General features: G+C 70.1%; 19 protein-coding genes. 10 read left to right on the forward strand and 9 right to left on the reverse strand.

All coding sequences use genetic code 11. From position 1 onward, the window contains the following. The first annotated feature begins 179 nt into the window (after positions 1-179). From AB0C30_RS04295 to AB0C30_RS04310, 4 genes are all read left to right on the forward strand, one after another. The gene (locus AB0C30_RS04295) at positions 180-3,761 is read left to right on the forward strand and encodes a WD40 repeat domain-containing protein (RefSeq protein WP_357939440.1); all 3,582 of its coding nucleotides are present in this window, start codon (positions 180-182) and stop codon (positions 3,759-3,761) included. 43 nt (positions 3,762-3,804) lie between these two features. Next, the gene (locus tag AB0C30_RS04300; protein WP_357939442.1) at positions 3,805-4,455 is read left to right on the forward strand and encodes a hypothetical protein; all 651 of its coding nucleotides are present in this window, start codon (positions 3,805-3,807) and stop codon (positions 4,453-4,455) included. Then, complete coding sequence (locus tag AB0C30_RS04305; RefSeq protein ID WP_357939444.1) at positions 4,455-7,133, forward strand: NACHT domain-containing protein; 2,679 nt, start codon at positions 4,455-4,457, stop codon at positions 7,131-7,133. The genes AB0C30_RS04300 and AB0C30_RS04305 overlap by 1 nt, the downstream gene beginning before the upstream one ends. An 87-nt stretch (positions 7,134-7,220) precedes the next feature. Next, positions 7,221-7,688 carry a hypothetical protein gene (locus AB0C30_RS04310; protein WP_357939446.1) on the forward strand — a complete coding sequence of 156 codons (468 nt, stop codon included), beginning with the start codon at positions 7,221-7,223 and terminating at the stop codon, positions 7,686-7,688. 2 nt (positions 7,689-7,690) lie between these two features. On the opposite strand, the gene AB0C30_RS04315 is transcribed toward AB0C30_RS04310, so the two are convergent. Next, positions 7,691-9,076: a serine hydrolase domain-containing protein gene (locus AB0C30_RS04315; protein ID WP_357939447.1), complete on the reverse strand. Its 1,386-nt coding sequence runs from the start codon at positions 9,074-9,076 to the stop codon at positions 7,691-7,693. A 6-nt stretch (positions 9,077-9,082) separates the two neighbouring features. Next, entirely contained in the window at positions 9,083-9,331 is a 249-nt protein-coding gene (locus tag AB0C30_RS04320; protein ID WP_357939449.1) for a hypothetical protein, read from the reverse strand. 235 nt (positions 9,332-9,566) lie between these two features. On the opposite strand from AB0C30_RS04320, the gene AB0C30_RS04325 reads away from it, so the two are divergent. Then, positions 9,567-10,490, forward strand: a complete 924-nt coding sequence (locus AB0C30_RS04325) for a MarR family transcriptional regulator (RefSeq protein ID WP_357939451.1) — start codon at positions 9,567-9,569, stop codon at positions 10,488-10,490. A gap of 162 nt (positions 10,491-10,652) precedes the next feature. Beyond that, a complete protein-coding gene (locus tag AB0C30_RS04330) occupies positions 10,653-11,063 on the forward strand; it encodes a hypothetical protein (RefSeq protein WP_357939453.1) in 411 nt (136 codons plus the stop codon). Between the two features lie 54 nt (positions 11,064-11,117). On the opposite strand, the gene AB0C30_RS04335 is transcribed toward AB0C30_RS04330, so the two are convergent. Next, the gene (locus tag AB0C30_RS04335; RefSeq protein ID WP_357939455.1) at positions 11,118-12,059 is read right to left on the reverse strand and encodes an RNA polymerase sigma-70 factor; all 942 of its coding nucleotides are present in this window, start codon (positions 12,057-12,059) and stop codon (positions 11,118-11,120) included. 207 nt (positions 12,060-12,266) lie between these two features. Here AB0C30_RS04335 and AB0C30_RS04340 point away from each other — a divergent pair, with 207 nt between their 5' ends. Further along, positions 12,267-13,022, forward strand: a complete 756-nt coding sequence (locus tag AB0C30_RS04340) for an SDR family oxidoreductase (protein ID WP_357939457.1) — start codon at positions 12,267-12,269, stop codon at positions 13,020-13,022. A gap of 41 nt (positions 13,023-13,063) precedes the next feature. Here AB0C30_RS04340 and AB0C30_RS04345 read toward each other — a convergent pair whose 3' ends face one another. Next, positions 13,064-13,930, reverse strand: a complete 867-nt coding sequence (locus tag AB0C30_RS04345) for an AraC family transcriptional regulator (RefSeq protein WP_357939459.1) — start codon at positions 13,928-13,930, stop codon at positions 13,064-13,066. A gap of 126 nt (positions 13,931-14,056) precedes the next feature. Here AB0C30_RS04345 and AB0C30_RS04350 point away from each other — a divergent pair, with 126 nt between their 5' ends. Together AB0C30_RS04350 and AB0C30_RS04355 are read left to right on the forward strand one after the other, a co-directional pair. Then, a complete protein-coding gene (locus AB0C30_RS04350; RefSeq protein ID WP_357939461.1) occupies positions 14,057-15,022 on the forward strand; it encodes a DMT family transporter in 966 nt (321 codons plus the stop codon). Between the two features lie 260 nt (positions 15,023-15,282). Next, the gene (locus AB0C30_RS04355) at positions 15,283-16,143 is read left to right on the forward strand and encodes a M23 family metallopeptidase (RefSeq protein WP_357939463.1); all 861 of its coding nucleotides are present in this window, start codon (positions 15,283-15,285) and stop codon (positions 16,141-16,143) included. A 126-nt stretch (positions 16,144-16,269) separates the two neighbouring features. On the opposite strand, the gene AB0C30_RS04360 is transcribed toward AB0C30_RS04355, so the two are convergent. Then, the gene (locus tag AB0C30_RS04360; protein ID WP_357939465.1) at positions 16,270-17,133 is read right to left on the reverse strand and encodes an EamA family transporter; all 864 of its coding nucleotides are present in this window, start codon (positions 17,131-17,133) and stop codon (positions 16,270-16,272) included. Between the two features lie 217 nt (positions 17,134-17,350). Between AB0C30_RS04360 and AB0C30_RS04365 the strand changes: the two genes are divergently transcribed. Next, positions 17,351-18,457 (forward strand): diaminopropionate ammonia-lyase, encoded by a 1,107-nt coding sequence (locus AB0C30_RS04365; protein ID WP_357939467.1) that lies wholly within the window; start codon positions 17,351-17,353, stop codon positions 18,455-18,457. Positions 18,458-18,466: 9 nt separating this feature from the next. Here AB0C30_RS04365 and AB0C30_RS04370 read toward each other — a convergent pair whose 3' ends face one another. The 4 genes from AB0C30_RS04370 to AB0C30_RS04385 are packed head-to-tail and all read right to left on the reverse strand — an operon-like array spanning position 18,467 to position 22,947. Continuing rightward, entirely contained in the window at positions 18,467-19,267 is an 801-nt protein-coding gene (locus tag AB0C30_RS04370; RefSeq protein WP_357939469.1) for a GNAT family N-acetyltransferase, read from the reverse strand. 47 nt (positions 19,268-19,314) lie between these two features. Then, positions 19,315-21,183, reverse strand: a complete 1,869-nt coding sequence (locus tag AB0C30_RS04375; RefSeq protein ID WP_357939471.1) for a hypothetical protein — start codon at positions 21,181-21,183, stop codon at positions 19,315-19,317. A 2-nt stretch (positions 21,184-21,185) separates the two neighbouring features. Continuing rightward, on the reverse strand, positions 21,186-22,016 hold the full coding sequence (locus AB0C30_RS04380) for a carbohydrate ABC transporter permease (RefSeq protein ID WP_357939473.1): 831 nt from the start codon (positions 22,014-22,016) through the stop codon (positions 21,186-21,188). Beyond that, positions 22,006-22,947, reverse strand: a complete 942-nt coding sequence (locus AB0C30_RS04385) for a sugar ABC transporter permease (RefSeq protein WP_357939475.1) — start codon at positions 22,945-22,947, stop codon at positions 22,006-22,008. The genes AB0C30_RS04380 and AB0C30_RS04385 overlap by 11 nt, the downstream gene beginning before the upstream one ends. Between the last annotated feature and the right edge of the window lies 1 nt (position 22,948).

Below are 22,948 nucleotides of genomic sequence, written 5' to 3' on the forward strand. Positions count from 1 at the left end.
TCGAAAGCGCTTTCCAGCTGTTCCCGCCACTGTTGGACGAAAGCGAACGGAATCGGACGGCCTTGCGACGGATGAGACGATCGCGACCTGCGGTTATCTCTAGGGCTCGGCCGCGACCGATACCTTCGCGGTTTGAATAGAATTGATGAGCATCGCGGCAATTAGCCAGAATGAAGGCCATGAGCGACGGGGACGAGGGCGGCAACCGCCAAGCCCAGGTGCTGTCACCGTCCGACGACGGGGGCGAGGTATGCCCCTACCAAGGACTTGTGCCGTTCGAGAGGGAGAAGACCGAGTTCTTCTTCGGCCGCGCGCGGGCCACGCGCAGCCTCGTCGACCGCCTGGGCGCGCGCCTGGACGGGCACGGGACCGTCCTGCTGGTCTCGGGTGCCTCGGGTGTGGGCAAGTCGTCGCTGTTGCGGGCGGGGCTGCTGCCGGCGCTGGCCCAGGAGATGCTGCCGGTCGCCGGCTCGCGGCATTGGCCGCGCCTGCTCATCACGCCGACCTCGACGCCGCTGCGGGCGCTCGCCGAAGAATGGGCGAAGTCGTTCGGCGAGTACGTCGAAACGGTGTACGAGCAGCTGCGCGACGATCCAGGACGGATGGCGCCTCTCCCGGCGGGCGGCCGTCTCATCCTGGTGGTCGACCAGTTCGAGGAACTGTTCACCCTGGTGAGCGACGAGCAGGAGCGCCAGGTGTTCGTCAGGGCGCTGCACGCCCTGGCCGAAGGCCCGCGGGGCGCCGGAGTGATCGTCGGCGTACGCGCGGACTACTGGGACCGCTGCGCGGCCTATCCGCAGTTGGCCGAGGCCATCCAGGACGGTCAGGTCATCGTCGAGCCGATGTCGGAGTCGGACCTCCGGCTGGCCATCACCGGTCCCGCGGCCGCCGTGGGCCTGGAGATCGAGCCCGGTCTGGTGGAGACCATCCTCGGCGAGTTACGCGTCGACCAGGCCGCCGGGGACGGCTACGAGGCCGGCGCCCTGCCCCTGCTCTCGCAGGCGCTGCGCAACACCTGGGAGAGACGTGAGCACGGCCGGCTGACCGTCCGGGGGTACGAGGAGTCCGGCCGCGTCCGCGACTCCGTACAACGCACGGCCGACGAGATCCTCGACCGGCTGTCGGCGGAGGACCGCAAGACCGCCCTCAGACTCTTCCGGCGCATGACACTGATCACCGCGGGCGGGCGGGTGGCCCGGCGCAGAGCGACGCTGACCGAGATCCACGCCGCCGCGTCGGCACTGTCGGCGGATCGGCGCGGGCAGGTGACGGCGCTGCTGTCCGCGTTCGCCGACCAGCGCCTGCTCACCCTGTACGAAGACACCGTCGAGATCGCCCATGACGCGCTCCTGATCGCCTGGCCGACCCTGCGCCAATGGCTCGAACCCGACTTCACCGCGCAGACGGTGTACGACAGCCTCATCGACGACGCCGCCCAATGGCGCGAGCACCACCGCGACCCCGCCTTCCTCTACCGGGGCGCCCGGCTGCTGGCGGTTCAGGACAGCCGGCACCGCTGGGACCGCGACCCTGACAGCTTTCCACCCCCCGGCCCGGCCGCCGAGGGCTTCGTCGCGGCATCGACGCGGGCGGCACGACGTACCGGCCGCCGTCGCCGGCTGGTCATGGCCGGTCTCGCGGCGCTGTCGATCCTCGCTCTCATCGCGGCCGGCGCCGCCGTCAACGCCGCGAACGAGGCCGATGTGCAACGCGGGGTGGCGCTCTCCCGCCAGGTAGCGGCGCAGAGCGAGATCACCGGCGACGTCCCCCTGTCCTCGCTGCTGGCCGTGGCGGCGTGGCGGATCGCCGACACCGACGAGGCCCGCAACCGCGTGCTGGTCGCGGCGACGCGTACCGGCCGGGGGACTCTCACCGGGCACACGAGAGGCGTCACGGACCTGGCGTTCAGCCCCGACGGTTCGTTCATCGTGACCGGAAGCGACGACGGCACCGCGCGGTTCTGGGACGTGGCGAGTCGGCGGCAGCTCGGCGCCCCGATCACCCGCCCGAAGTACGAGTGCTCAGCCGTCAAGCTGGCACTGAGCCCCGACGGGCGTACGCTGGCCACGGCGTGTCTCGACACCGTCCGGTTCTACGACGTGGCCACCCGTCGCGACCTGGGCGCCCCGCTGGATCACGAGGAGGTCGTGTCGGCGCTCGCGTACAACCCGGACGGGAAGACCCTCGTGACCGGCGACTTCAGAGGCGTCGTCCGGCAGTGGGACGCGACCACGCACCGTCCGCACGGGACTCCCCTTGGCCGCGCCGACTACGGACAGGACCTCTCGTCCATCATCAGGGCGGTGGCGTTCAGCCCGGACGGAAAGACGCTGGCCGTCGCGAAAAAGAAGAGCGCACAGCTTTGGGACATCGCCACCTCCCGCCGGCTCGGCGCCCCGCTCGCCGGGCACACCGACACCATCACCAATCTCGCCTTCAGCCCCGACAGCACGGCCCTCGCGACCGTGAGCTGGGACCACACCGCCCGGCTGTGGAAGGTGGCCACGCGGAAGCAGACAGGTGTGCTCAGCGACCGCCGTACCGCTTTCAACGCGATCGCCTTCAGCCCGGACGGCACCCGGCTCGCCACCGCTGGAGACACCGGCCGCACCGTCCTGTGGGACACGGCCAGCCGCCAGCAGCTGACCGCGCTCGCCGACAATGGCATGGGTGTCGAGCGCGTGGCGTTCAGCCCGGACGGGAAGCTGCTCGCCGCCGCCAGCGACGACGGCGTCGTACGGCTGGCCGACCCCCAGATCCACTTGCAGGTCGGGACCTCGATGCCCGCACAGGCCGCCGTCGCGCTGAGCCCGGACGGACGGATCCTGGCCACCGGCGTGGCCGACCAGATGGACCCCGCGATCCAGCTGTGGGACGTGGCCACCCAGCGTCGCCTCGGCCCGCCGCTGCGTCCCCGGGGCGCGCGCCGTTCCGTGTACACGATCGAATTCACCCGCGACGGGCGGACGCTCCTGACGTCCAGCTCGGACGGCCTGCGGCTCTGGGACGTCGCGAGCCGCCGCGAGATCGCCCATGAGGCGACGCTCAAGGGCCTGGCCAGGCTCAGCCCGGACGGCAGGTACGTCGCCGTCCAGGCGGACAAAGCCATCGCGTTCTGGGACCTCGCGAGCCGCCGGGAGACCGGGCCGCGCATCAGCGTCCCCGACCACACCGACGTGATCACGGCGATGGCGATCAGCCCCGACGGCTCGACCCTGGCGACCTCGGGCTACGACGACCAGGTTCGGCTCTTCGACGTGGCCACCCGCCGCCAGATCGCGGGCTCGCCGCCCCCGGCCGCCGGCGGGTTCGTCAACGATCTGGCGTTCAGCCCCGACGGGCAGGCGCTGGCACTCACAGCCGCCGACTCCAGCGTGCGGTTCTGGGACGTGGTGCGGCACCGCACGCTCGGCATCGCCCTGATCGCCGAGGACGGCGCGATCAACACCTTCGCCTTCAGCCCGGACGGACAGATCCTCGCCACCGGCTCCGCCGACGTGGTGCGGCTGTGGGACGTGCGGAGCCACCGGCAGCTGAGCACCCCGTTGACCGGCCACACCCGCGCCGTGACCGCGATCACCTACAGCCGGGACGGGACGACCATCGCCACGGTGGCCGGTGACGGGACCGCGCGGCTGTGGAACGTCCGCTTGCCCGCCGACCCGGTGGCCGCGGCGTGCGCCAACGCGGGCCGCACCCTCACCCGCGACGAATGGGCGAGCTACGTACGGGGGGAGGCCTACCGGCAGACGTGTCCATGACCCAGGGAATCCCACTGGAATCCACCACGGAGAGAGAGCGAGCATGTTCCTGCGAGGCTTCCGGCGACGGACGGGCAAGCCCGTCCCGGAACTGGCCGCGTTGTTCCGCTCGATCGTCACAGAAGGCCGGGACTTCCACCCGATGGCGTCCGACTTCCTGGAACACTTCATGGACGGCGCCGGTGCCTCCAGGACGATGTCCCTGCGCTGGCTGCGCTCGTTCAAAGTGATCAAGAAGGCCGAGCGCAAGAACCAGAACCGGTTCGAGCGGCAGCTCGTACGAGAGGCGAAAGTGTTGCGCGACGGCGCGTCGACCTGGCTGCACGATTACTGGGACGCCCGGATCAACGCGTTCATCGGCACGGAGCTCTTCTACGTCAGCCGGATGAGCCTGCTGCGCTCGCAGGGCTCGTTCGTCCTGACCCGGGCCGGGCTGGAGGTGCGGATGTCGGGTACGGTCCGCCATCACTGGTTCGATCCCTATGACTGGGACCGCGGCCGATGGGTCTACATCCCCCGGCACGGGTTCGTTCCTATCGCGGTCGGCCGGGAGCTGGTGGAGTCCGACGAGGCGCGCGACTTCCTGATGGAGTCACGTCATGTCCAGACACTGGCGGGCACCTACCTGGACGGCCGATGGCCCCGGCGCGGCAGCACGAGGTTCGAGTGGTCGCTGGTGAGGACGAAGCACTGATGGCCGCGGACCACCCCCGTCCACCCGACCCCACCGAGGCCGGCAGCGCCCCGGACTTCGTCCGGTCGCTGGTCCGGCTCAAACGGTGGGCGGGCGAGCCGTCGCTGAGCAGGCTGCGCACTCTCGGCGGCCAGACGGTGACCTCGGACGGAGCCACGATCGACGCGCTGCCCAAGAGCACGACCTCGCATGTTCTCCGGCAGACCGACAGGCTGCCGCGGTGGGACTTCGTGAAGGCGTTCGTCACCGCCTGCTTCCGTTACTGCGATTATCCGGCCGAGCTGATCCCCGGCGAGCTCGAACGCTGGCGGGTGGCCAGGACCGCCCTGGCCGGGCCGGTCCCCCGTACACCGCCCGCCTCGGATATGGAGCGGCGGACGTCGCCGACGATCGAGCCGCAGGCGGTGGACCCGGCAGAGGTGATGGCGGCGGAGGTGTCCGCGGCGGTCGCGGCGGAGGCGATGGCGGCCGAGGCGTTCGCGATGGTCGCGGCGGAGGCGGTCGCGGCGGCCTCGGTGGGCGGCGCGGTCCAGATCGCGGCGACCGACGCGGAGACCACCGACCGTCCCGGGCGCGGCCACGCCGCCGAGCTCCTGGCGCGGCGAGTGGCCCGGGAGGAGGACAGGGCACGTAAGGGGCTGCTCGGCGGCTACACCATCGCACCAGTCTCCTTCGGCCCGTACGAGGACCCGATCCACCTGGACGACGCCGGCGGCGAGATGAAGGACGGCCCGTGGTCGATCGGCCGCTTCTTCACCGCCCTGCACCCGCGGCGCCTGCTGATCGTGGGTGAGTCGGGAGCGGGCAAGACGGTGCTCGCCATAGAGCTGGTGCTGCAACTGCTGGAGCCTTTCCTGACCGGCGGCGAACGCCCCGGCCACCCACAGATGGTCCCGGTACGCCTGGACGCCGCCCGATGGACCTTGGGCAGCCCGTTCGAGCCATGGCTGGCCGAACAGCTGGCGCACGACTTCGGGCTCACGGCCAAGGACGCGGAGCGGCTGGTACGGGACCGCCAGGTCCTGCCGGTGCTGGACGGGCTCGACGAGCTGGACCCCGAGCCGTCCGTGGGCCCGCCGCGCCGGGCGATCGGCCTGCTGACCGAGCTCAACCGGTACAGCGACCTCTCCGGCCGGCGGCCGGGGGCGGTCGTCGTGACCTGCCGGGCCGCCCGCCACACCGAGCTGTCCCTGGTCCGCGCCGGGCTCGACAACGCCACCCGGATCCATCTGTACGACCTGACCATCGAGCAGATCAACGCCTACCTGCGCACCCGCTGGCCGGACGGCCATCCCTGCGACATCCACCGCGACGGCCTGCACGCCGCGCTGTCCGGACCCACCGGGAGGGCCGTGCACGCCGCCCTGGCCACGCCGTGGCGCCTGTTGCTGACCGTGACCGCGGTGGAGTCCGGCGCCGATCCGGACGAACTGCTCCGCGTCGACCAGGACCCCGACACGCGTTCGGCGGCGGCGCGGATCGCCCGCAGGCTGCTCGGCGCGTATGTCCCGGCGGCGACCGCACTGGCGCCACGCGCCGCCCACGGCACTCCGTACCGTCCTGAACAGGTGCGGTCCTGGCTGGAGAACCTGGCCGCCCACCTGCGGTGGCAGGCCGCCCGTACCGCCGAGACGGATCGGCCGCCGCCCGGCATGACGCCGATCGACATCGTGCCGCACCTGCTGTGGCCGATCGGCGGCGAGCGCCGGGTACGGGCGGTGCACTGCCTGTGCTGTGTGATCTTCGCCGTTGTCGCCATGCTGGCGTTCTGGGCGGGGTCGGCGGTCGACCGGACCGGTGACCCGCGCGACTGGCTCGGAGAGGGGCTCACCTTGTCGCTCATGGCGGGCTGGGTGGTCATCGCCACCGGCCTGTCGATGTCGCAGTGGCCGACCGCCGCCGGTGGGCGGGCCAACGTCCCTCGGCGGCGACGCGTGATCGGCGGCCTGTTCGGCGCCCTGGCGGGCGGCCCGGTCGGTGCGCTCTGCGGCCTGACCGGGCTCGTGCTGACCGAAGGCATGGTCTTCGGTCCCGTGTTCGCCATCGCGGCGGGGGCGGCCGGGGGCGCGGTGTTCGGCGCGGTCATCGGATTGACCGCCGCCGCCCGGCAGGGCGAGCGCATGACCATATCCGAGGCGGTCCGCGCCGAGCCGGTCACCCTGCTGGGCTTCGGACTGTGCGGCGCGCTGACCGGATTGCCGCCGCTGCGCCTGGCCGGCGCCGGTCCGGTGGCACTGACCGCGGAGATCATCGGGGCCTTCGTCCTGGCCTTCGCGCTCGGGGTCCTCTTCAAGATCACCACTGGCGGATGGAGCGAGGACGCGGAGCTGGCCCACCCGCGAGAGGCGCTTCACCGCAACCCGATGATCGGAGTGGCCTTCGGGCTCACCGGGGGTGTCGCGGCCTTCCTCGTATTCGTCATGAACCAGGGCGTCGTCCAGTCGCTGGTTTGCGCGCTCATCGGTGGGGTGACCTTCGGCCTCGCCTTCGGCGCGGTCGCCTGGTCCCGTACCATGATCGGCTTGATCATCGCGGCCGCGCGCGGGGTGCTCCCGTTGCGGCTGTGGACCTTCCTCGACTGGGCCTGCGAGGCACGGCTGCTGCGCGTCAGTGGCGCCACCTACCAATTCCGGCACCGCGAACTCCAAGACTTCCTGACACCGCCCGAGCCTGACTGACCCGTCGGAAGCTGGCGCGACGTAGGGTCCAGGACAGCAGCCACTTCACGGCCGACCGCGTCGGTCCTGGCGGAGATGGGAGCCTTCATGACCGTCACTCCGGCGCAGCTGCGCGCCCTCGCGAGTCGCGCCGAGGCGCTCACCGCGGAGGTACGCGCGCTCTGCGGCACCGCCCTGAACGGATCACCGGAACGCGAGCACCTCGCCGGCGCGTGGCAGGCCGCGGACTGGCTGGCCCGAGGCGCCGAGGATCTCCAGCAGGCGGCCGCGGACCTGGCCAGACTCCAGGACCAGCCGTGCGGCCTGCCGTGGGGCGTCTGCCCCGAGCACGGCAACACCCTGTCCGCCAGCGGAGGCGTCTCCACGTGCCGGGTGTGCCGTCGCTCCTGGACCGGCGACCTGCTCGGCCAGCCATGCCGGGAGCCGAGGACGTGGAAGGTGATCGACCGGGCCGGGACGGAGACGAGGATGTGCGACGGGCACGTTCTCGGCGCCCGCGCCGCCGCCGCGGGCGCCACCTTCATCCGCCTCGACGAGGCGGCCGCGCAGATGTGACGCTATTGCCGGGCTCGTGGATTCACCCGGCAATTGGTGTGGAGATACTGGGCCACGCCATTCTTGAAGTCGTAGATCGCGACGGTCTGGGTGTCTTCCAGGGGATCGTCGGAAGGCATCAAGAAGTGCGTGTCACTTACCGGCAGCAGCTCGTACGTGACGCGTTCTGGTTTGCCGAGAAAGCTCGCCTCCATGGGGTTCAGGGCGAAGGTGAGCGATAGCTTTCCGTCCTCGGCCGTCACCTCGTAGTGGGTGCCGAGCCGCCCGTACGTGCCCTCGTACCTGGACAGGTCGAGGCTCCGCGAAGGGTCGGATTTCGGCAGCTCCGGGATCGTGACCGCGCCGAGCTCGGCCAGGATGACGTTGAACACCTTCTTGTAGAAGCTGTCTCGCGGTCCCGCGTTGGCCAGCATCGAGATCGCGAGATTCGAGTCCGGGAGAATGCGCAGCCGGGCGTTCTGGCCGATGGTGCTGCCGTCGTGGGCGTAGACGGTCTCGCCGTGCCAGTCGCACACGATGAGCCCGAGAGCCCACTCCGGGCCGTACATATAGGGATCGGGAATGGGGACGCGAGATTCCATCATCTCGCGGATGATCTCGGGCGCGGCGATACGGGTGCCGTTCGGTGTCTTTCCCTCGTTGAGGAAGACGTGTGCCATCGTGAGCACTTCCCGCGCCGTCGAGTTCACGTTGCCGCCGGGGCCGAAGGAACGCGGCAGATGCTCCACCGGTGAAACGATGGGGCCCTCGTCAACGGACCGGATGATGTGGCCCGTCGCGGCCCGGTTTGGGGCCACCTGCTCGTGCCGGCTGGTCGTGGAGGTCAATCCCAGAGGGCCGAAGAGACGATCCCGCATGATGTCGTCCCACTTCTTCCCGTCGATCACCTCCATGACGCGGGCGAGGATCGCGTAACCCAGGGCCGCGCTGTAGCCATGGGTATGTCCGAGGGGGTGAACCTGGGGAGCGCCGGTGATGTTCGCGATCATGCGTTCGTATACGTCGTCGTCTTCGCCTGGGTCGCCGTAGTCCTCCTCGATGCCGTTCGTGTGGTTCAGGAGGTGGCGGGGCGTGACTTCGGCGCTCACCTCCGGGTCGGCGACCCGGAAATCGCGAAGATAAGTCCGCACCGGCTCGTCCAGGCCGACTTTTCCCTCATCGACGAGCTGCATGAAAGCGAGAGCGGTCCATGTCTTGGACAGGGAACCGCACTGGTAAATGGTGTCGGTGGTCGCGGGTTCTCGCGTCGACAGCTCCTTGACGCCCAAGGCGAAGTCGGTGATCTCCCCGTCTTGGAGAATGCCGATCGCGACGCTCGGGACCTGGTATTCGGCGAGGAACTCGGCCGTTCGAGCCTTGATCCGCGTGATGTCCAGCCCTTTCGCCATGGGGGCCTACTTCGGGAGGCCGACCGCGTTGGCGGCGTCGGCCTCGAAGTATTCGGTGGTGGCGAAGGAGCCGGCGTACTCCTCGAAGAAGCCCTTAACGCCGTCGATCGAGTCGTGCACGATGACGTTCACCGCCTTGGTCCCGTCGGTGCTCGACACCGCCAGGGTCCACTTCGCCCCCTTGGGCAGCCTGCCGTGCGCCTTCTTCAGCGAGCCCCAGAACCTGTCCCCGTCGGAGATCGTGGAAACCGCCATCACATGCATGCTCGAGTCCTCTCCCGAATGTTTCCGAATGAACAAAGGCTACGTTGCATTCGATTTTTGGTCAACGCTTGGTGAAGTTGGTAATCAAACTGACCTGCATATATAGGTGATAATCGTTGCAACAGCCTTGTGGGGAAATGCAATATAGACCGGTCTCATCGTTGCAATGTCCTGTCGATGAAAGCACACTGGACCCCGCGGACCGTTCACGACAGGAGAGGCGCCGATGCCCGGAGGCAGGCTGACCCATCAGGATCGCCGGCGGATCGCGAGCTGGCTGGCCGAAGGGCTGGGCTACGCCGAGATCGCCAGACGGCTCGGCAGGCCGACCTCCACGATCAGCCGCGAGGTGGCGCGCAACGGCACGTCCGGCGACTACCTGCCGGACCGCGCCCAGCAGGTCGCCGCACGGCGCGCCCGCCGAGCCAGGCCACCTCAGGCGGGGGAGCCGCCCGAGGAGCAGCCGACCGAGGCGGCGCGCGGCTTCGTGGACCAGTTCGCGGCCTTGCTGGCCGCGACCGGCCTGCCGCGGATGGCCGCCCGGGTGTTCGTCTGCCTGCTCACCTCCGACGGTGGGAGCCTGACGGCCGCCGAGCTCGTACGCCTGCTCCAGGTCAGCCCGGCGTCGGTGTCCAAGGCCATCGGCTACCTGGAGGCCATGGACCTGGTCGGGCGCGAACCGGATCCCGGCGGGCGGCGCGAGCGCTACGTCGTCGACGACGACACCTGGCTCCGGGCGTGGCGGACCGACACCGGGGCGCACGCCGAAATCGCGCGGGCCGCGCAGCGCGGAGTCGCCCTCTTCGGCGCCGACTCGCCCGCCGGGACCCGGCTGGGCCAGATGGGCCAGTTCTTCGACTGGCTCAGTGGCGAGATGAGCGGCAGCCGCCTGGCCGACATCGTCATGGGCGATGCGCTGACGGTGCTCGCCGCGCTGGTGTACGCCGCTCGGCCGCTCACCGTGGACGAACTGGTCAGGGCGCTGGGACTGCCGGTGAACCGGGTCGCCGACGCCCTGGCCGCGATCGAAGAGCACTCGGTCATCGCCGACCCGCTCGCGCTGCTGCGCACGGAGCCCGGCACGTACACCGTCACCACCAGATCGGACCGCCTGAGCCCGGCGCAACGCGCGGCACTCGCGCCCGGCTGAGCTCGTCGGCCAGGAGATCATCTTTACCGTGTCGCAACGTCACTCTACGTGTCGAAAAACTACAGTGAGTGCTGGCTCTGGACCGGCTGGAAGATCGTCATCCGGCCTGATGAGAAGCCCTGTTCCCGTACAGTCAGTCCCTTTCTCGAAAAGAGAACCAGCATGCCGCGCATCAAGAAGACCGCTATGGCCGTTGCCGTGACCCTGACCTCCTGCGTCGGCGCGCTCGGCGCCTTCGCCGTCCCGGCGCTGGCCGACCTCGGCGGCGCCTCCGGCCCGGGTGTCCGCGCCGCCGCCATCGTCAACGCCAACGGCTTCGTCGTCCGCTCCAAAGGCGTCACCGGGGTCCGCAAGATCGCCACCGGCCAGTACTGCATCCGGCTCGACGCCGACATCAACGCCGCCAACACCGTCCCGGTCGCCACCACCCAGTGGACGGGCTCGCCCTGGGACTCCAGCATCTTCGTCCGTCCCGACGGCAACATCGTCTGCGGGGACTCGCGCGACATCTTCGTCGGCACCGGTAGCGCGTCCGGCGCCCGTGACACCGGCTTCCACGTGATCATTCCCTGACCGAAACCGTCCTTGAGCGGCCGACCGGTTCGCCGCCTGGGCGAACCGGTCCCCTTACGGCGGGGCGGACACGGCGGTGATCTTGGCCGGGTTCATCATCCACAGCACCTGGTCGATGCCCTGCTCCGAGGCGTTGACCGTAAGGACGGCGAACACCTCTCCGTCGCGGCTCAGCAGCGCGGCGCTCTGCCCGTTCGTGCTCGCGTACGCCACGTCGACCCCGATCCAGAAGTGGCTCGCGAACGCCCTGAGGTACTTCGCCACCCGCGACGCCCCCACCACGGGAAAGCGGGAGGCGCGCACGGCTCCGCCGCCATCGGAGTAGCTGATCACGTCCAGGGCGAAAAGCTCTTCCAGCGCCGTCATGTCGCCGGCGCGGGCGGCGGCGACGAAGGCCGTCAGCAGCTTGCGTTGTTCGGCTTTGGCCACGGGAGTACGTCGTTCGACGAGCACATGCTTGCGCGCCCTGCTGACCAGCTGCCGTACGGCCGGCTCGTTGAGCCGGATGATGTCGGCGATCTGCCGGTACGGATAGTCGAAGGCCTCCCGCAGCACGTACGCCGCCCGTTCGGTGGGCGTGAGCCGCTCCAGGAGCAGCAGCACCGCGAACTCCAGGGCCTCACCGCGCTCGGCGCCGAGGTGCGGATCGGCGCTGGTGTCGACGGGTTCGGGCAGCCACGGGCCGACGTACGTCTCCCGGCGGGCGCGCGCGGACTGGGCGGCGTTGAGGGCCAGCCGGGTGATCGTCGTCGCCAGGAACGCGGCCGGATTGTCCACCGTGGCGCGGTCGTACGCCTGCCAGCGCAGCCAGACGTCCTGCACCAGGTCCTCGGCTTCGGTGGCGCTCCCCAGCATCCGGTACGCGATCCCGAACAGGCGCGGCCGCACGCCGGCGAAGACCACCGCGGCCTGCTCGAGATCCTCCGGATCGCCCGATTCGGTGTCCGCCACTCCCATCGCCCCGCCGAGACCTTTCGCACCGGGATGTGTTTCCACCGACCGTACTCTGCGATCCACCTGGCCTGCGGAACCACCCCACGGTAATGGCGTCCTTTGCCGGTCGGCGTGGGCGAGAAGAGACGGCGAGGGGAAGGAGGGCTCTGGGAAAGATTTCGCCGGGGCTGTCACAGGCCGAGAGGGTGCCCTGTCTTAGCTCGCGGACCGGCTGGCACATGGACGCCCCGGCGGGCAGGAAGGCTCTTCATGAAGATCGTGGTAATCGGCGGGACCGGCCTGATCGGGTCGAAGCTCGTGACGAAGCTGAGAGAACACGGCCACGAGGCGGTGGCGGCCTCGCCGAACACCGGCGTCAACACGCTCACCGGCGAAGGTCTGGACGAGGTGCTGACCGACGCGGCCGTGGTGGTCGACGTGTCGAACTCGCCGTCGTTCGAGCGGGCCGCGGTGATGGAGTTCTTCGAGACCTCCACCCGCAACCTGCTCGCCGCGGAGGCGGCGGCCGGTGTCGACCACCACGTCGCGCTGTCGGTCGTGGGCACCGAGCGGATGCCGGACAACGGCTACTTCGCCGCGAAGATCGCCCAGGAGCAGCTGATCGAGAAGTCGGGGATCCCGTTCTCGCTCGTGCACGCGACGCAGTTCTTCGAGTTCGTCCGCGGCATCGCCGACGAGGCCACGGACGGCGACCAGGTACGGATCGCGCCCGTGCTGTTCCAGCCCATGGCGGGCGAAGACGTCGCCGAGGCGATCGGCCGCGTCGCGGTGGGCTCACCGCTGAACCGCCGGATGGAGATCGCCGGGCCGGAGCAGTCACGGATGGATGAGTTCTTCCGCGACGCCCTGGCCGCTTGGGGCGACCCGCGTACGGTGGTCACCGACCCGCACGCGCGTTACTTCGGCACCGAGCCGGGCGAGCGGACGCTGGTCCCCGCCGACGGCGCCAGCCTCGGCCGAATCCGCTACCGCGACTGGCTGAGCCAGAACGCCACCGGAAAGTAGATCTACGCAGGCGGAGCCACCAATTCGGCGTCGACAGAACCTCAGGCTCTCGCCAGGCGGTATTGGGCGGGCGTGACGCCGTATGAGCGGGTGAACCAACGAGTCAGATGGGCCTGGTCGGTGAATCCGACCTCGCTCGCGACCCGGGCCGCGAGCCGCCCCCGGGCGAGCAGGCGGCGAGCGGCCCGCAGGCGCAGTTGGCGCTGGTAGTCGCTGGGCGCCAGCCCGTACGTCGTGCGGAAGGCCCGATAGACGGCGTACCGGCTGGAGCCGGTCCAGGCCGCGAGGTCGTCGGCGTTGATCGGCTCGGTGTAGCAGTCGTCGATCAGCTCGCGGGCCTTCGCGGCGAGATACGCGGCAGTGGCCGCGCGGAGGGTGGCGGGTGGTTCGGGGGGTCTGCGCGCGGCGAGGCGGACAAGGGCGGCGATCGTGCCGGAGAGCAGTTCGTCGCGCTCGAGCGGGTCGGCGCCGCCCAGCAGCGCGGTGTGCAGGTCGCGTAGCCGCGTCGCCAGGGCGGGAGAGTTGAGGACCGGGCTGGCGAACAGCGGCAATCCGGCGGGGCGCTGCGTCACGTCGGTGAGGACGCCGGTGATCAGCTCCTGGCCGATGTGCACGATCCGATAGGTGAACCCCAGCTCGTGGGCCGCATGCCCGTCGTGGACCTCGTCGGGGTTGAACACCATGACCATCCCGGCCGCGCTCGTATGCCCGGCGCCGCGGCAGGTGAAGGTCTGCGCGCCCTGCTCGGTGACACCGAAGGAGTAGGTCTCGTGGCTGTGGCGGTGATAGCGGTGGCTGAGGAAGCGCGCGTACATGGCCTCCAGCGGCATCTCGGCCGAGCGCCAGTAGCTGGTCCATTCCCGGGCCGGGTGGCCCCTGCCGGTCATCTCGTCATCACCTCGTTCCATGTGCGTACGACTCGCGGCGCACGAGCGTACAAGACCGGCCCATCGCCTGAAGCACAGGATGGTCGCTGCTGTCGCGCCCGCCTCCTCGATCCTCGGGCGCGGAAAGACGCGTTGCGGAGGTTCCCCATGGCAGACACGGAAACGAGTGGCGCGGGCCGAACCCAGCCCTACCTACTGCTGGCCACGACGATGCTGTTGTGGGGAAGCGGCTTCAGCAGCTCCAAGGTGATCGTGGATCACCTGCCTCACTCCGTGGTCGCGACGTTGCGTTTCGGCGGTGGAGCTCTGGCACTCCTGGTCGCCCTGCGGTTGTCCCGGCAACTCGGTGGTGCCCGCCGGCGGTCGTCGCCACGGGACTGGGCACGGGCCGCCGGGGCGGGCGTGATCGGGGTTTTCGCCTACAACCTGTTCTTCTTCTGGGGGCTGTCACTCGCGCCGTCGATCGACGGAAGCAGCATCGTCCCGGTCATGAGTCCCGTGCTGACCACCGCCTTTCTGCTGATCACCCGGCAGGAGAACGCGTCAGTGGCGCGGGTGGCCGGGTTGGCGACCGGAGCGGTCGGCGCGCTGATCTTCTTCGCGGGTTCGGCCGGAGCCGCGGGCGCGGGCCAGGCCCGGCTCATCGGTGATCTGCTGTTCCTGCTCAGCGCCGGCTGCTGGGCGGCGTTCACGCTGTCCGGTCGCCGCGTTCTGGCCGGCATCGAGCCGCTCAAGGCGACGACGTACGCGACGCTGAGCGGGGCGGTGCTGCTGGCGATCTACAGCGCGCCGGCGGCCACGGAGGTCGCCTGGCAGGATGTGCCCGCCTACGTCTGGTTGAACGTCGTCTTCGTGGCGCTCGGCCCGACCGCCGTGGCGAACCTGCTCTACTACCGGGGCATTCACGCCGTGGGTCCCGTGTCGGCGTCCATCATGATGTTCGTCGTGCCCGTCGTCGGGACCGCGTGCTCGGCCGTGTTCCTGGGTGAGTCCTTCGATACGGTGCAGGCCACAGGAGCGGCCGTGCTCCTCGTCGGCGCGGTCCTCGCCGTCACCCAGGGCAGGTTCCGGGCGCGGCGACCCGACACCGCCGCTCGGCAACCCACCTCGTAATCGCTATGCGGGGCATATGCGAGTGATATGCGGGCCCTCGATTACCTTCTTGCTTCGGGTTCGCCCTAAAGGCGGCCCTCCCTTCCGATAGAACGGGATCACCATGCCGCCAACGTAGCGCTGTCCCCACAGGGCTCTTGGCATCAGGCAACTGGGCGCCTAACCGTATCCCCCCATACGCACCTGTTCAGAGAGAAGTGAGCATGCTCGCAATCGGCAGGCCGACCTGGCCGAAGACGCTGAAACTTGCCGTCCTTGCCGTGTCAGTCACTTTCGCGGCGGCAGCGCTGATCCCCCAGGCCGCCTCGGCACAGAGCACCAGCGCCCTGGCCGTGTCCCACAAGAGCCCGTTCAACTGTGGGAAGACCTTCTACGCCAACAACTGGACCCCCACGCACAACCCGTCGGGCTCCATCGACTGGCAGAACTACGGAAGCGACGCCATCAACGGTGAGACCGTACGGGCCACCGCCGCGGGCACCGCGACCTTCCACGACGAGGGAAACACCAGCTACGGCAAGTGGGTGGAGATCCGTCACAGTGACGGCACCAGAACCCGATACGCCCACCTCTCGTCCATGGTGAAGGCGGCCGGCGGCTCGCTGAGCGTCGGCCAGGGCACCACGATCGGGACCGTCGGCTCGACGGGTGGCTCCAACGCTCCGCACCTGCACTACGAACAGCGGACCTCCAGCGGCGCGATGGACACCAGCCCGACCGTTGAGGGCGTGACCGTGTCCTTGGGCCAGAAGAAGGCCATCAAGAGCACCAACGGTTGCGGCGGTGGCGGCAACCCCGGCAACCCCAACACCCCCGAGAGCGTCTGCGGCGCCGGGTTCACGGTCATCGACTCTGCCGCTCTGACGGGTGGCCGCGCGTACCTGCTGTACAACTCGGGCAACGGCAGCAACTGCGTCGTGACGCTGAAGACGACGAACCTCGGCAAGGGGTCGGCGGTGTCGGCGTTCCTGGAGCCGCAAGGGGCGAGCAGGAAGACCGACTCGGGCAGCTTCGACTACTACGCGGGACCGGTCAAGCTTGCCGCTTCCGGAAAGTGCGTCAAGTGGGGCGGCTCGGTCGGCAGCAGCACGTACACCAGCGGCTTCGAGCACTGCGACTGACCTGATGGCCGGTCGCTGAAACGTTCTGTCGAAGGCCACTACCCGATCATGGGTAGTGGCCTTTGACGTGCGGCGGGGCGTTCGCGGAGGGTACGCACGGCAGCCGCCAGCGCCACACGTGGCGGCTCAACCGGCGGCGAAGGCGCCGACGGAGGCCGCGCACAACAGCAGCCCTGCGGCGTGCGCCAGGCTGGTCCGCTCCCGCAGCACCAGGGCGGCCAGGGCGACCGTGAAAGCAGGGTAGAGGGAGGTGATGACGGCGGAGACGGTGAGCGTCGCCGCGCAGGTGGACAGGAAGTACAGAACGGTCGCGCCCACCCCCAGGATCCCAGTCCAAACCGCCGCCCACGGCACCCGCGCCGCGCCGGTGGTTCGGGCCGCCCGCCCCTGCCGGCCTTGACGGCTGGCCAGCGCGTAGACGGCCAGTACCACGACGGCGGACAGTTGGCTCGCGGCCACCGGCCACAAGCCTGCTGTGTCCCCGGCCCGGCCGAGACAGACGAACAGGGCGGCGAAACCGAGCCCGGCCAGCAGCCCTTCGGCCACCCCAGCACCACCTGCGCTGTCACCGCCGCGCTTGCCCGGCTGCGCGGCGACCAGCCAGATCCCGGGGATGGCCAAGGCGACGCCGAGGACCGCGAGCGCCGTGAACTCCCCGCCGGACAGCAGATCGACCGGGATGGGCAGACCGGCCGCGCCGACGGCCGACAGCGGCCCGGCCACGTTCATCCGTCCCCGGGAAAGGCCACGGTAGAGGGCCAGTGTCCCGACCGCCCCACCGAGCCCGGCGCCGATCCCCCATCCGATCGCGCCCATGCTGAGCTGGGCGCTGACGGCAAGGGCGGCGGCCAGGCCACCGATCGCGGCGGCGGACTGCCCGACGAGCCCGACCAGCGCGTAGTGGGTACGACGCGACAGCAGCCCACCGAGGAAGTCCGAGGCGCCGTACAGGGCGGCGGCGGCCAGGGCGAGCAGAACCGCCGTCGGCATCAGTGCTCACCGCCCGACGCGGTAGCGAGGTGGCACGCGTCCGGGCTCATCAAAGCGCTGTCCACGATGGTCTGTCCTCTCTCAGGAGTCATAAGGAGTACATGAGCCATGCTCCCGGCAGATTGGACGGCTGGACAGGACCGATTCCAGTCTGCGACAGAGGTCCGATTTCCGCATTCGCTGGACCGATGGTTGACGCGGGCCACAGGCTGAGGACGTGCTAGATGACGCTTCTTCCACGACGACCCTGCCGTGGTTCGCCCGGCCCGCCGCCCGGTCCTGGACCTGCGCGCCCGCCCCTGCCGGGGTGCGGGACTTCCACGCCGCCTTGCCCGGCTACGCACCCACCCCACTGACCGAACTTCCCTCCCTGGCCACCGAGTTGGCGGTCGGCCGGGTGTTCGTCAAGGACGAGTCGTCCCGCCTCGGGCTGCCGGCCTTCAAGGTGCTGGGCGCTTCCTGGGCGGTGCACCGGGCCCTGGCGGAGCGTACCGCCGCGGAGCCCGTCACGCTGGTCAGCGCCACCGACGGCAACCACGGCCGCGCCGTGGCCAGGACGGCGCGGCTGCTCGGCCGGCGCGCGCACATCTTCATCCCCCGGGGTGTCCATCCGGACGCCGTGGCGGCCATAGCCGCCGAGGGGGCGGAGATCACCCGGGTTCCGGGCTCGTACGACGACGCCGTACACCAGGCGGCCGAGGCGGCCACCGCCGCCGCCGACGCGATCCTGATCCAGGACACCGCGTGGCCCGGCTACGAGACGATCCCGGGCTGGATCGTCGAGGGCTACTCCACGCTCTGCGTGGAAATCGACGAGCAGCTCGCCGCCGCGGGAGCCACGGCGCCCGGGCTCGTCGCCGTCCCGGTGGGCGTCGGCTCCCTGGCCCAAGCCGTGGTCACCCACTACCGCGGCCGTCCGCCCGTACCGGCGCCGGCCTTGCTGTCGGTCGAGCCGGAAGCCGCGGCCTGCGTCATCGAGTGCCTCACCCGTGGCGAAGCCGTCAGCGTCACCACCGGCCCAACCGCCATGGCCGGGCTGAACTGCGGCACCCCGTCCAGCATCGCCTGGCCCTACCTGAACGGCGGGCTGGACGCCGCGGTCGCCATCACTGACGCCGCGGCCGCTCGCGCGGCCGGTGACCTGGTGGAACTCGGTGTTTCAGCGGGCCCGTGCGGGGCCGCCGCGCTCGCCGGTGTCCGCGCGGTGCTCACCGGGGAGGGCGCCGACGAGCGTCGTGTGACGCTCGGGCTCGATCCGACCTCGGTGGTCGTCCTGCTCAGCACCGAGGGTACGGCCGCCAACCCGCACGGGGCCTGTCCTTGAACCTGCGATTCAGCCGAGGTCCGGATGGGGGACGTAGCGGTCCGGTTGGATCAGGTCGAGGCCGGCGTCGTCGGCCATCAAGGTGTCCATGTCCGCGATGCGCCAGCCGGCGCCGAGCAGCGTGGGCACGAGGGGATGCGTCCCCGGGACCGCGATCTGGGCGGTGCGCGCCCGGGTGGCGGCGAGGGCGCCGAGCACCGCGTCCGCGCAGTCTTGTGGGGTGACCCCGCCGCCCGGGCCGATGACGACATCGTGGCCGGTCCGGCGGGCAGCGGCGTAACCTCGGTCCGTCGCGTACGCAGTGACGTCCGGCAGGGCGGCGTACCAGGCAAGGGTGGCCCGCCGTAGCCCTCCGGAGGCGCGGGCGTCCAGTTCCGCGATGTCGTCCGCATCCGTTCGCCGCACCGGTGGCGTGGGCAGTCCCGCCGTCGGCCCGGTCAGGTAGAGCAGCGGGACCCAGGGACGCAGTCCGTGCCGGATATACAGGGCCATGGCGCGGGGATCGGACGAGGCGAAAGTCACTTTCGGCCCGTTTTCGGAGAGCAACTCCGTGAGCATGGTCCGGCCCACCCCTGAGGACTGATGCTCGGGCAGTACGAACAGATCGCCCAGGTGGGTGAGGGGGCCACGTCGGAGTGTGCCACCGAAGCCGAGCCCTCCACCGGCCTCGTCCGCGGCGAAGAGGAGCGTGCCGAAAGAGCGCTCGGCGTCGAGGAAATCGGGTGTCCCAGACCATCCGGCCAGCAGGCCGAACCTCTTGGCGACCTTCCGTACGGCGGGCATGTCCTCGGCTGTCGCGGCTCGAATCACATGTCCTCCATCCGGCTCCGGCCCCCGATTCAATCACCTATCCAGCGTCAGCCCACGATGACCGTGAGGTCGAACGTGCCCTGGTGCGGGATGCGGAGGGCGTGGAAGCGGCGGGCGCCGTCGCGGAAGTAGCGCACGGAACCGGCCGCGACGGTCGCCTCCATCGGGGTGCCCCAGCGGAAACGGATCGTGGTGCGGCCCCGGCGGATGTCGAAGCCGTCGGCGGTGGCCGTGGTCGAGCCGCCGAACGCGGCCTGTGTGCCGTTGGTGAAGGTGAGGACGTCCGTGGGACGGAGGACGAGGGGGATCTGCTCGGTGGCGGCGGCGTTCGCCTTGACCGTGCGCCGGATCGTCCGGCGGGTGACCAGGACGTCCGTGGTGACGTTCGCGTTGCCGTAGCGGATGCCCAGGGCGGCGGGGGGCGGGCCGCCGGTCCACTCCTTGCCACCGGGGGCGCCGTGGAAGTAGGTGGCGGGCAGCGGGCCGTTGGAGTCGGGCGCCTGGCCGGGGAAGACGGTGGCCCAGCAGGCGTAGTTGTTGTCGTTGAGCCCGCAGATGATCGTGCCGGCTTCGGGATGCCACAGGAAGGTCAGGCCGGTGCGGGCGAGGGAGGCGCGGTCGCCGAAGTAGCCGCCCAGGTACAGGCCGGGCTTGCGGACGTACAGGAAGTCCTGGCCGCGGTCCTTGCGCAGCTCCACGAAGTTGTCGGAGCGCAGGTAGGGCAGGTCCGCGATGGCGGCGGCCCGCTGCCGTCTGGTGGGGAACCCCTCGCCGTAGAGGCCGTGAGTGAGGATGCGCGGTGAGGTGTCCTGCTTGGCGAGCGGCGTCACCGGCTCGGTGGAGGCGGCCCAGGCGGCGCGGGCCTCGGCGAGGTCCTCGCGGGCGGTCAGGAAGGCCGACAGCAGCGGCACCTGGCGGATGAACGTCCAGTTGAGCGCGGTCCTGTCGGGGTCGGGCCGGACCTCGTCGTACCAGCGGGCGCTGGTGCGGGTGGAGGGGGCGACGTTGACCATGTACCCGGCGCCGTCGGGCTCGCGCAGCAGGTTGTAGGACAGGAAGCCGGTGAAGGCGCGGGCCATGTTCACCAGGTTCAGGTCTGAGGTCTGCTGGTAGGCGTCGGCCATCTCGGGGAGCATGACCTCGAAGTTGTAGTTCATGTCGTGGCCGCCCTTCTCGTGGAAGAAGCCGGCGGTGCTCAAGCCGGTCGCGGCGAGCCGGGGGAACGCCTCGGTCAGGCTTTTGGCCAGCGCGGGGTCGGGGTCGAGCTTGAGCGCGAGCGCGGCCCCGGCCAGGCCCGAGGTGGTCTGGTTGGCGTAGCTGAGGGGTTCCTGCCAGACGCTGTGGTTCGCGGAATTCAGGAACCAGGTCATGGCCGTGTGCAACGCGGCGGTGAGCTGGGTCTGCCGTGCGGGCAGCACCTTGGCCGCGCGCAGGATCCGCAGGGTCTTGGCCAGGTAGCCGATGCCGAACCCGGTGGGGGCCAGGCCGTGCTCGTTGCGGCTGTACTCGGGGAAGGAACCGTCGGAGTGCTGAAGCGACAGGTAATGGCCGAGCGCCGCGTCGAGCGCGGCCAGCAGGTTCGCGTCCCCGGCGTACGGGTTCCACGGGCGGGCGTTGGCGTAGAACCAGGCCAGCGTGAAGACGTGCTCCTGCACACGGGCGTTGTACGACGCCGCCGGCGAGCGCCACCAGCCGCCGGCGAAGAAGCCGCTGTCGTCCATGTCGTTGACCATGGGCGCGAGGGTGGCCAGGTACGGCGCGAAGCGCTGCTCCTGGGGGGAGAACGACGCGCGATTCAGGGTGGACAGCGGCGGCAGGTCGGGGACCGCCGCGAACGCGGTGCCGGGCACGAGCAGGGGGGTGGCGGCCACCGGGAGCAAGGCGGTGGCGCGGAGGAGGGTGCGGCGAGAGAGCATGATCAGCCTTTCAGACCGGTGTGCGCGAGCCCTTCGATGAACTGCCGCTGGGCCAGCACGAAGACGACCAGGATGGGGAGGGCGGTCATCGTGGCGGCGGACAGCTGTACGTTCCACAGGGGCGAGCCGTAGGCGTCGACGAACTGGGTGAGCGCCTGCGGCAGGGTGAACTTCGACGGGGTCGACAGGAACACGATCGGTTCGAGGTAGAGGTTCCACGAGTGCAGGAACGTGAAGATGGCGACCGCACCGAGCGCCGGCCTGGCCAGCGGCAGCGCCACCCGGTAGAAGGTGCCGAAGCGGCCGAGCCCGTCGACCCTGGCGGCCTCTTCCAGCTCGCCGGGCAGCGTGATGAAGAACTGCCGCATGATGAACGTCGCCAGCACGCTGGGCGCGCCCAGGATCGGCACCAGGATCAGCGGCCAGTGCGTGTCGGTCATCCCCAGGGTGTGGAACATCTGGAACAGCGGGACGATCGTCACCTCGCTGGGGATCAGCAGGCCGACGAGCACGACCAGGAAGAGCACATTCTGGCCGGGGAAGCGGACGCGGGCGAAGGCGTAGCCGGCCATCGCGGCCACCGCCATCGTGCCGACGGTCACCACCGCGGCGATGTAGAGGCTGTTGAAGTACTGCTGCCCGAACGGCTGAAGCTCGAAGACCCGGCCATAGGTGGAGAAGTCAAACCTGGAGGGCACCAGCGCCGGCGGGAAGGCGAAGATGTCGCTGATCGGCTTCACCGACGAGGTGACCATCCACCAGGTCGGGAAGACGAACGGCACGCACAACACGCACAGCAGCGCGTACAACGCGAGCTTGACCCTACGACTCATGGAAGACCCACCTCCGGCGCAGCCGCCACTGCAGCAACGTCAGCGCCGCGACGATCAGGAACAGCAGGACCGACAGGGCGGCGCCGTAGCCGAGGTGCCGGAACTGGAAGGCCTGCTGGTACAGGTAGTAGACGAGGACAGTGGTGGACATGCCTGGCCCACCCTGGGTGAGCACGGCGATCTGGGCGAACACCTGCAGCGACCCGACCACGGTGACGATCGAGGTGAGCAGGATCGTCGGGCTGATCAGGGGCACCGTGATGCGCGCGAACCGGGTCCAGGCGCCGGCGCCGTCGAGCTGCGCCGCCTCGTACAGCTGACGTGGCACGCCTTGGAGCGCGGCCAGGAACAGGACCATGTTGAGGCCCACGTTCTTGACGACCTGGACGACGATGACCGACAGCAGGGAGGTGGTCTCGCCGCGCAGCCAGTTGGGGCCGTCCACGCCCACCAGGCCGAGCACGCCGTTGACGCCGCCGTCCTGCTGGAGCAGGAACTGCCAGACGATGGTCCAGGCGACCAGCGACACCAGCACCGGCGAGAAGAACAGCGTCCGGAAGAACGTGGTGCCGCGCAGCCGTTGGTCGAGCAGGATGGCCAGGAGCAGGGCGAGGGCGAGGTTGAGCACGACCAGGCCGACCGAGAAGAGCGCGGTGCTGGTCAGCACCTGCCCCATGTTCGGGTCGGCGAGCAGTTTGGCGTAGTTGTCGCCGCCGACGAACTCGAACGTGCCCGCCAGGACGTTCCACTCCTGGAGGCTGTAGTAGACGACCAGGCCGAGCGGCAGCAGGACGAACAGCGCGCTTCCCACGAGCTGCGGCGAGATCAGCAGGTAACCGACCAGGGCGTCGCGCCGGGGGATCGTCCAGAAGGGGCGGCGCCGGGTGGCGGCGCGCTCGGCCACCCGGTTGCCCAGATCCGTCACCGTCACG

The sequence above is a fragment of the Nonomuraea sp. NPDC048901 genome (assembly GCF_040649695.1).
Lineage (GTDB): Bacteria > Actinomycetota > Actinomycetes > Streptosporangiales > Streptosporangiaceae > Nonomuraea.

Excerpts from the sequence above, each read along its gene's own strand:
- AB0C30_RS04380 (WP_357939473.1), bottom strand. The coding sequence starts at position 22,016 with ATGAGTCGTAGGGTCAAGCTCGCGTTGTACGCGCTGCTGTGCGTGTTG.
- AB0C30_RS04310 (WP_357939446.1), top strand. The coding sequence starts at position 7,221 with ATGACCGTCACTCCGGCGCAGCTGCGCGCCCTCGCGAGTCGCGCCGAG.
- AB0C30_RS04315 (WP_357939447.1), bottom strand. The coding sequence starts at position 9,076 with ATGGCGAAAGGGCTGGACATCACGCGGATCAAGGCTCGAACGGCCGAG.
- AB0C30_RS04320 (WP_357939449.1), bottom strand. The coding sequence starts at position 9,331 with ATGGCGGTTTCCACGATCTCCGACGGGGACAGGTTCTGGGGCTCGCTG.
- AB0C30_RS04375 (WP_357939471.1), bottom strand. The coding sequence starts at position 21,183 with ATGCTCTCTCGCCGCACCCTCCTCCGCGCCACCGCCTTGCTCCCGGTG.
- AB0C30_RS04330 (WP_357939453.1), top strand. The coding sequence starts at position 10,653 with ATGCCGCGCATCAAGAAGACCGCTATGGCCGTTGCCGTGACCCTGACC.
- AB0C30_RS04300 (WP_357939442.1), top strand. The coding sequence starts at position 3,805 with ATGTTCCTGCGAGGCTTCCGGCGACGGACGGGCAAGCCCGTCCCGGAA.
- AB0C30_RS04325 (WP_357939451.1), top strand. The coding sequence starts at position 9,567 with ATGCCCGGAGGCAGGCTGACCCATCAGGATCGCCGGCGGATCGCGAGC.
- AB0C30_RS04345 (WP_357939459.1), bottom strand. The coding sequence starts at position 13,930 with ATGGAACGAGGTGATGACGAGATGACCGGCAGGGGCCACCCGGCCCGG.
- AB0C30_RS04305 (WP_357939444.1), top strand. The coding sequence starts at position 4,455 with ATGGCCGCGGACCACCCCCGTCCACCCGACCCCACCGAGGCCGGCAGC.
- AB0C30_RS04350 (WP_357939461.1), top strand. The coding sequence starts at position 14,057 with ATGGCAGACACGGAAACGAGTGGCGCGGGCCGAACCCAGCCCTACCTA.
- AB0C30_RS04360 (WP_357939465.1), bottom strand. The coding sequence starts at position 17,133 with ATGCCGACGGCGGTTCTGCTCGCCCTGGCCGCCGCCGCCCTGTACGGC.
- AB0C30_RS04340 (WP_357939457.1), top strand. The coding sequence starts at position 12,267 with ATGAAGATCGTGGTAATCGGCGGGACCGGCCTGATCGGGTCGAAGCTC.
- AB0C30_RS04295 (WP_357939440.1), top strand. The coding sequence starts at position 180 with ATGAGCGACGGGGACGAGGGCGGCAACCGCCAAGCCCAGGTGCTGTCA.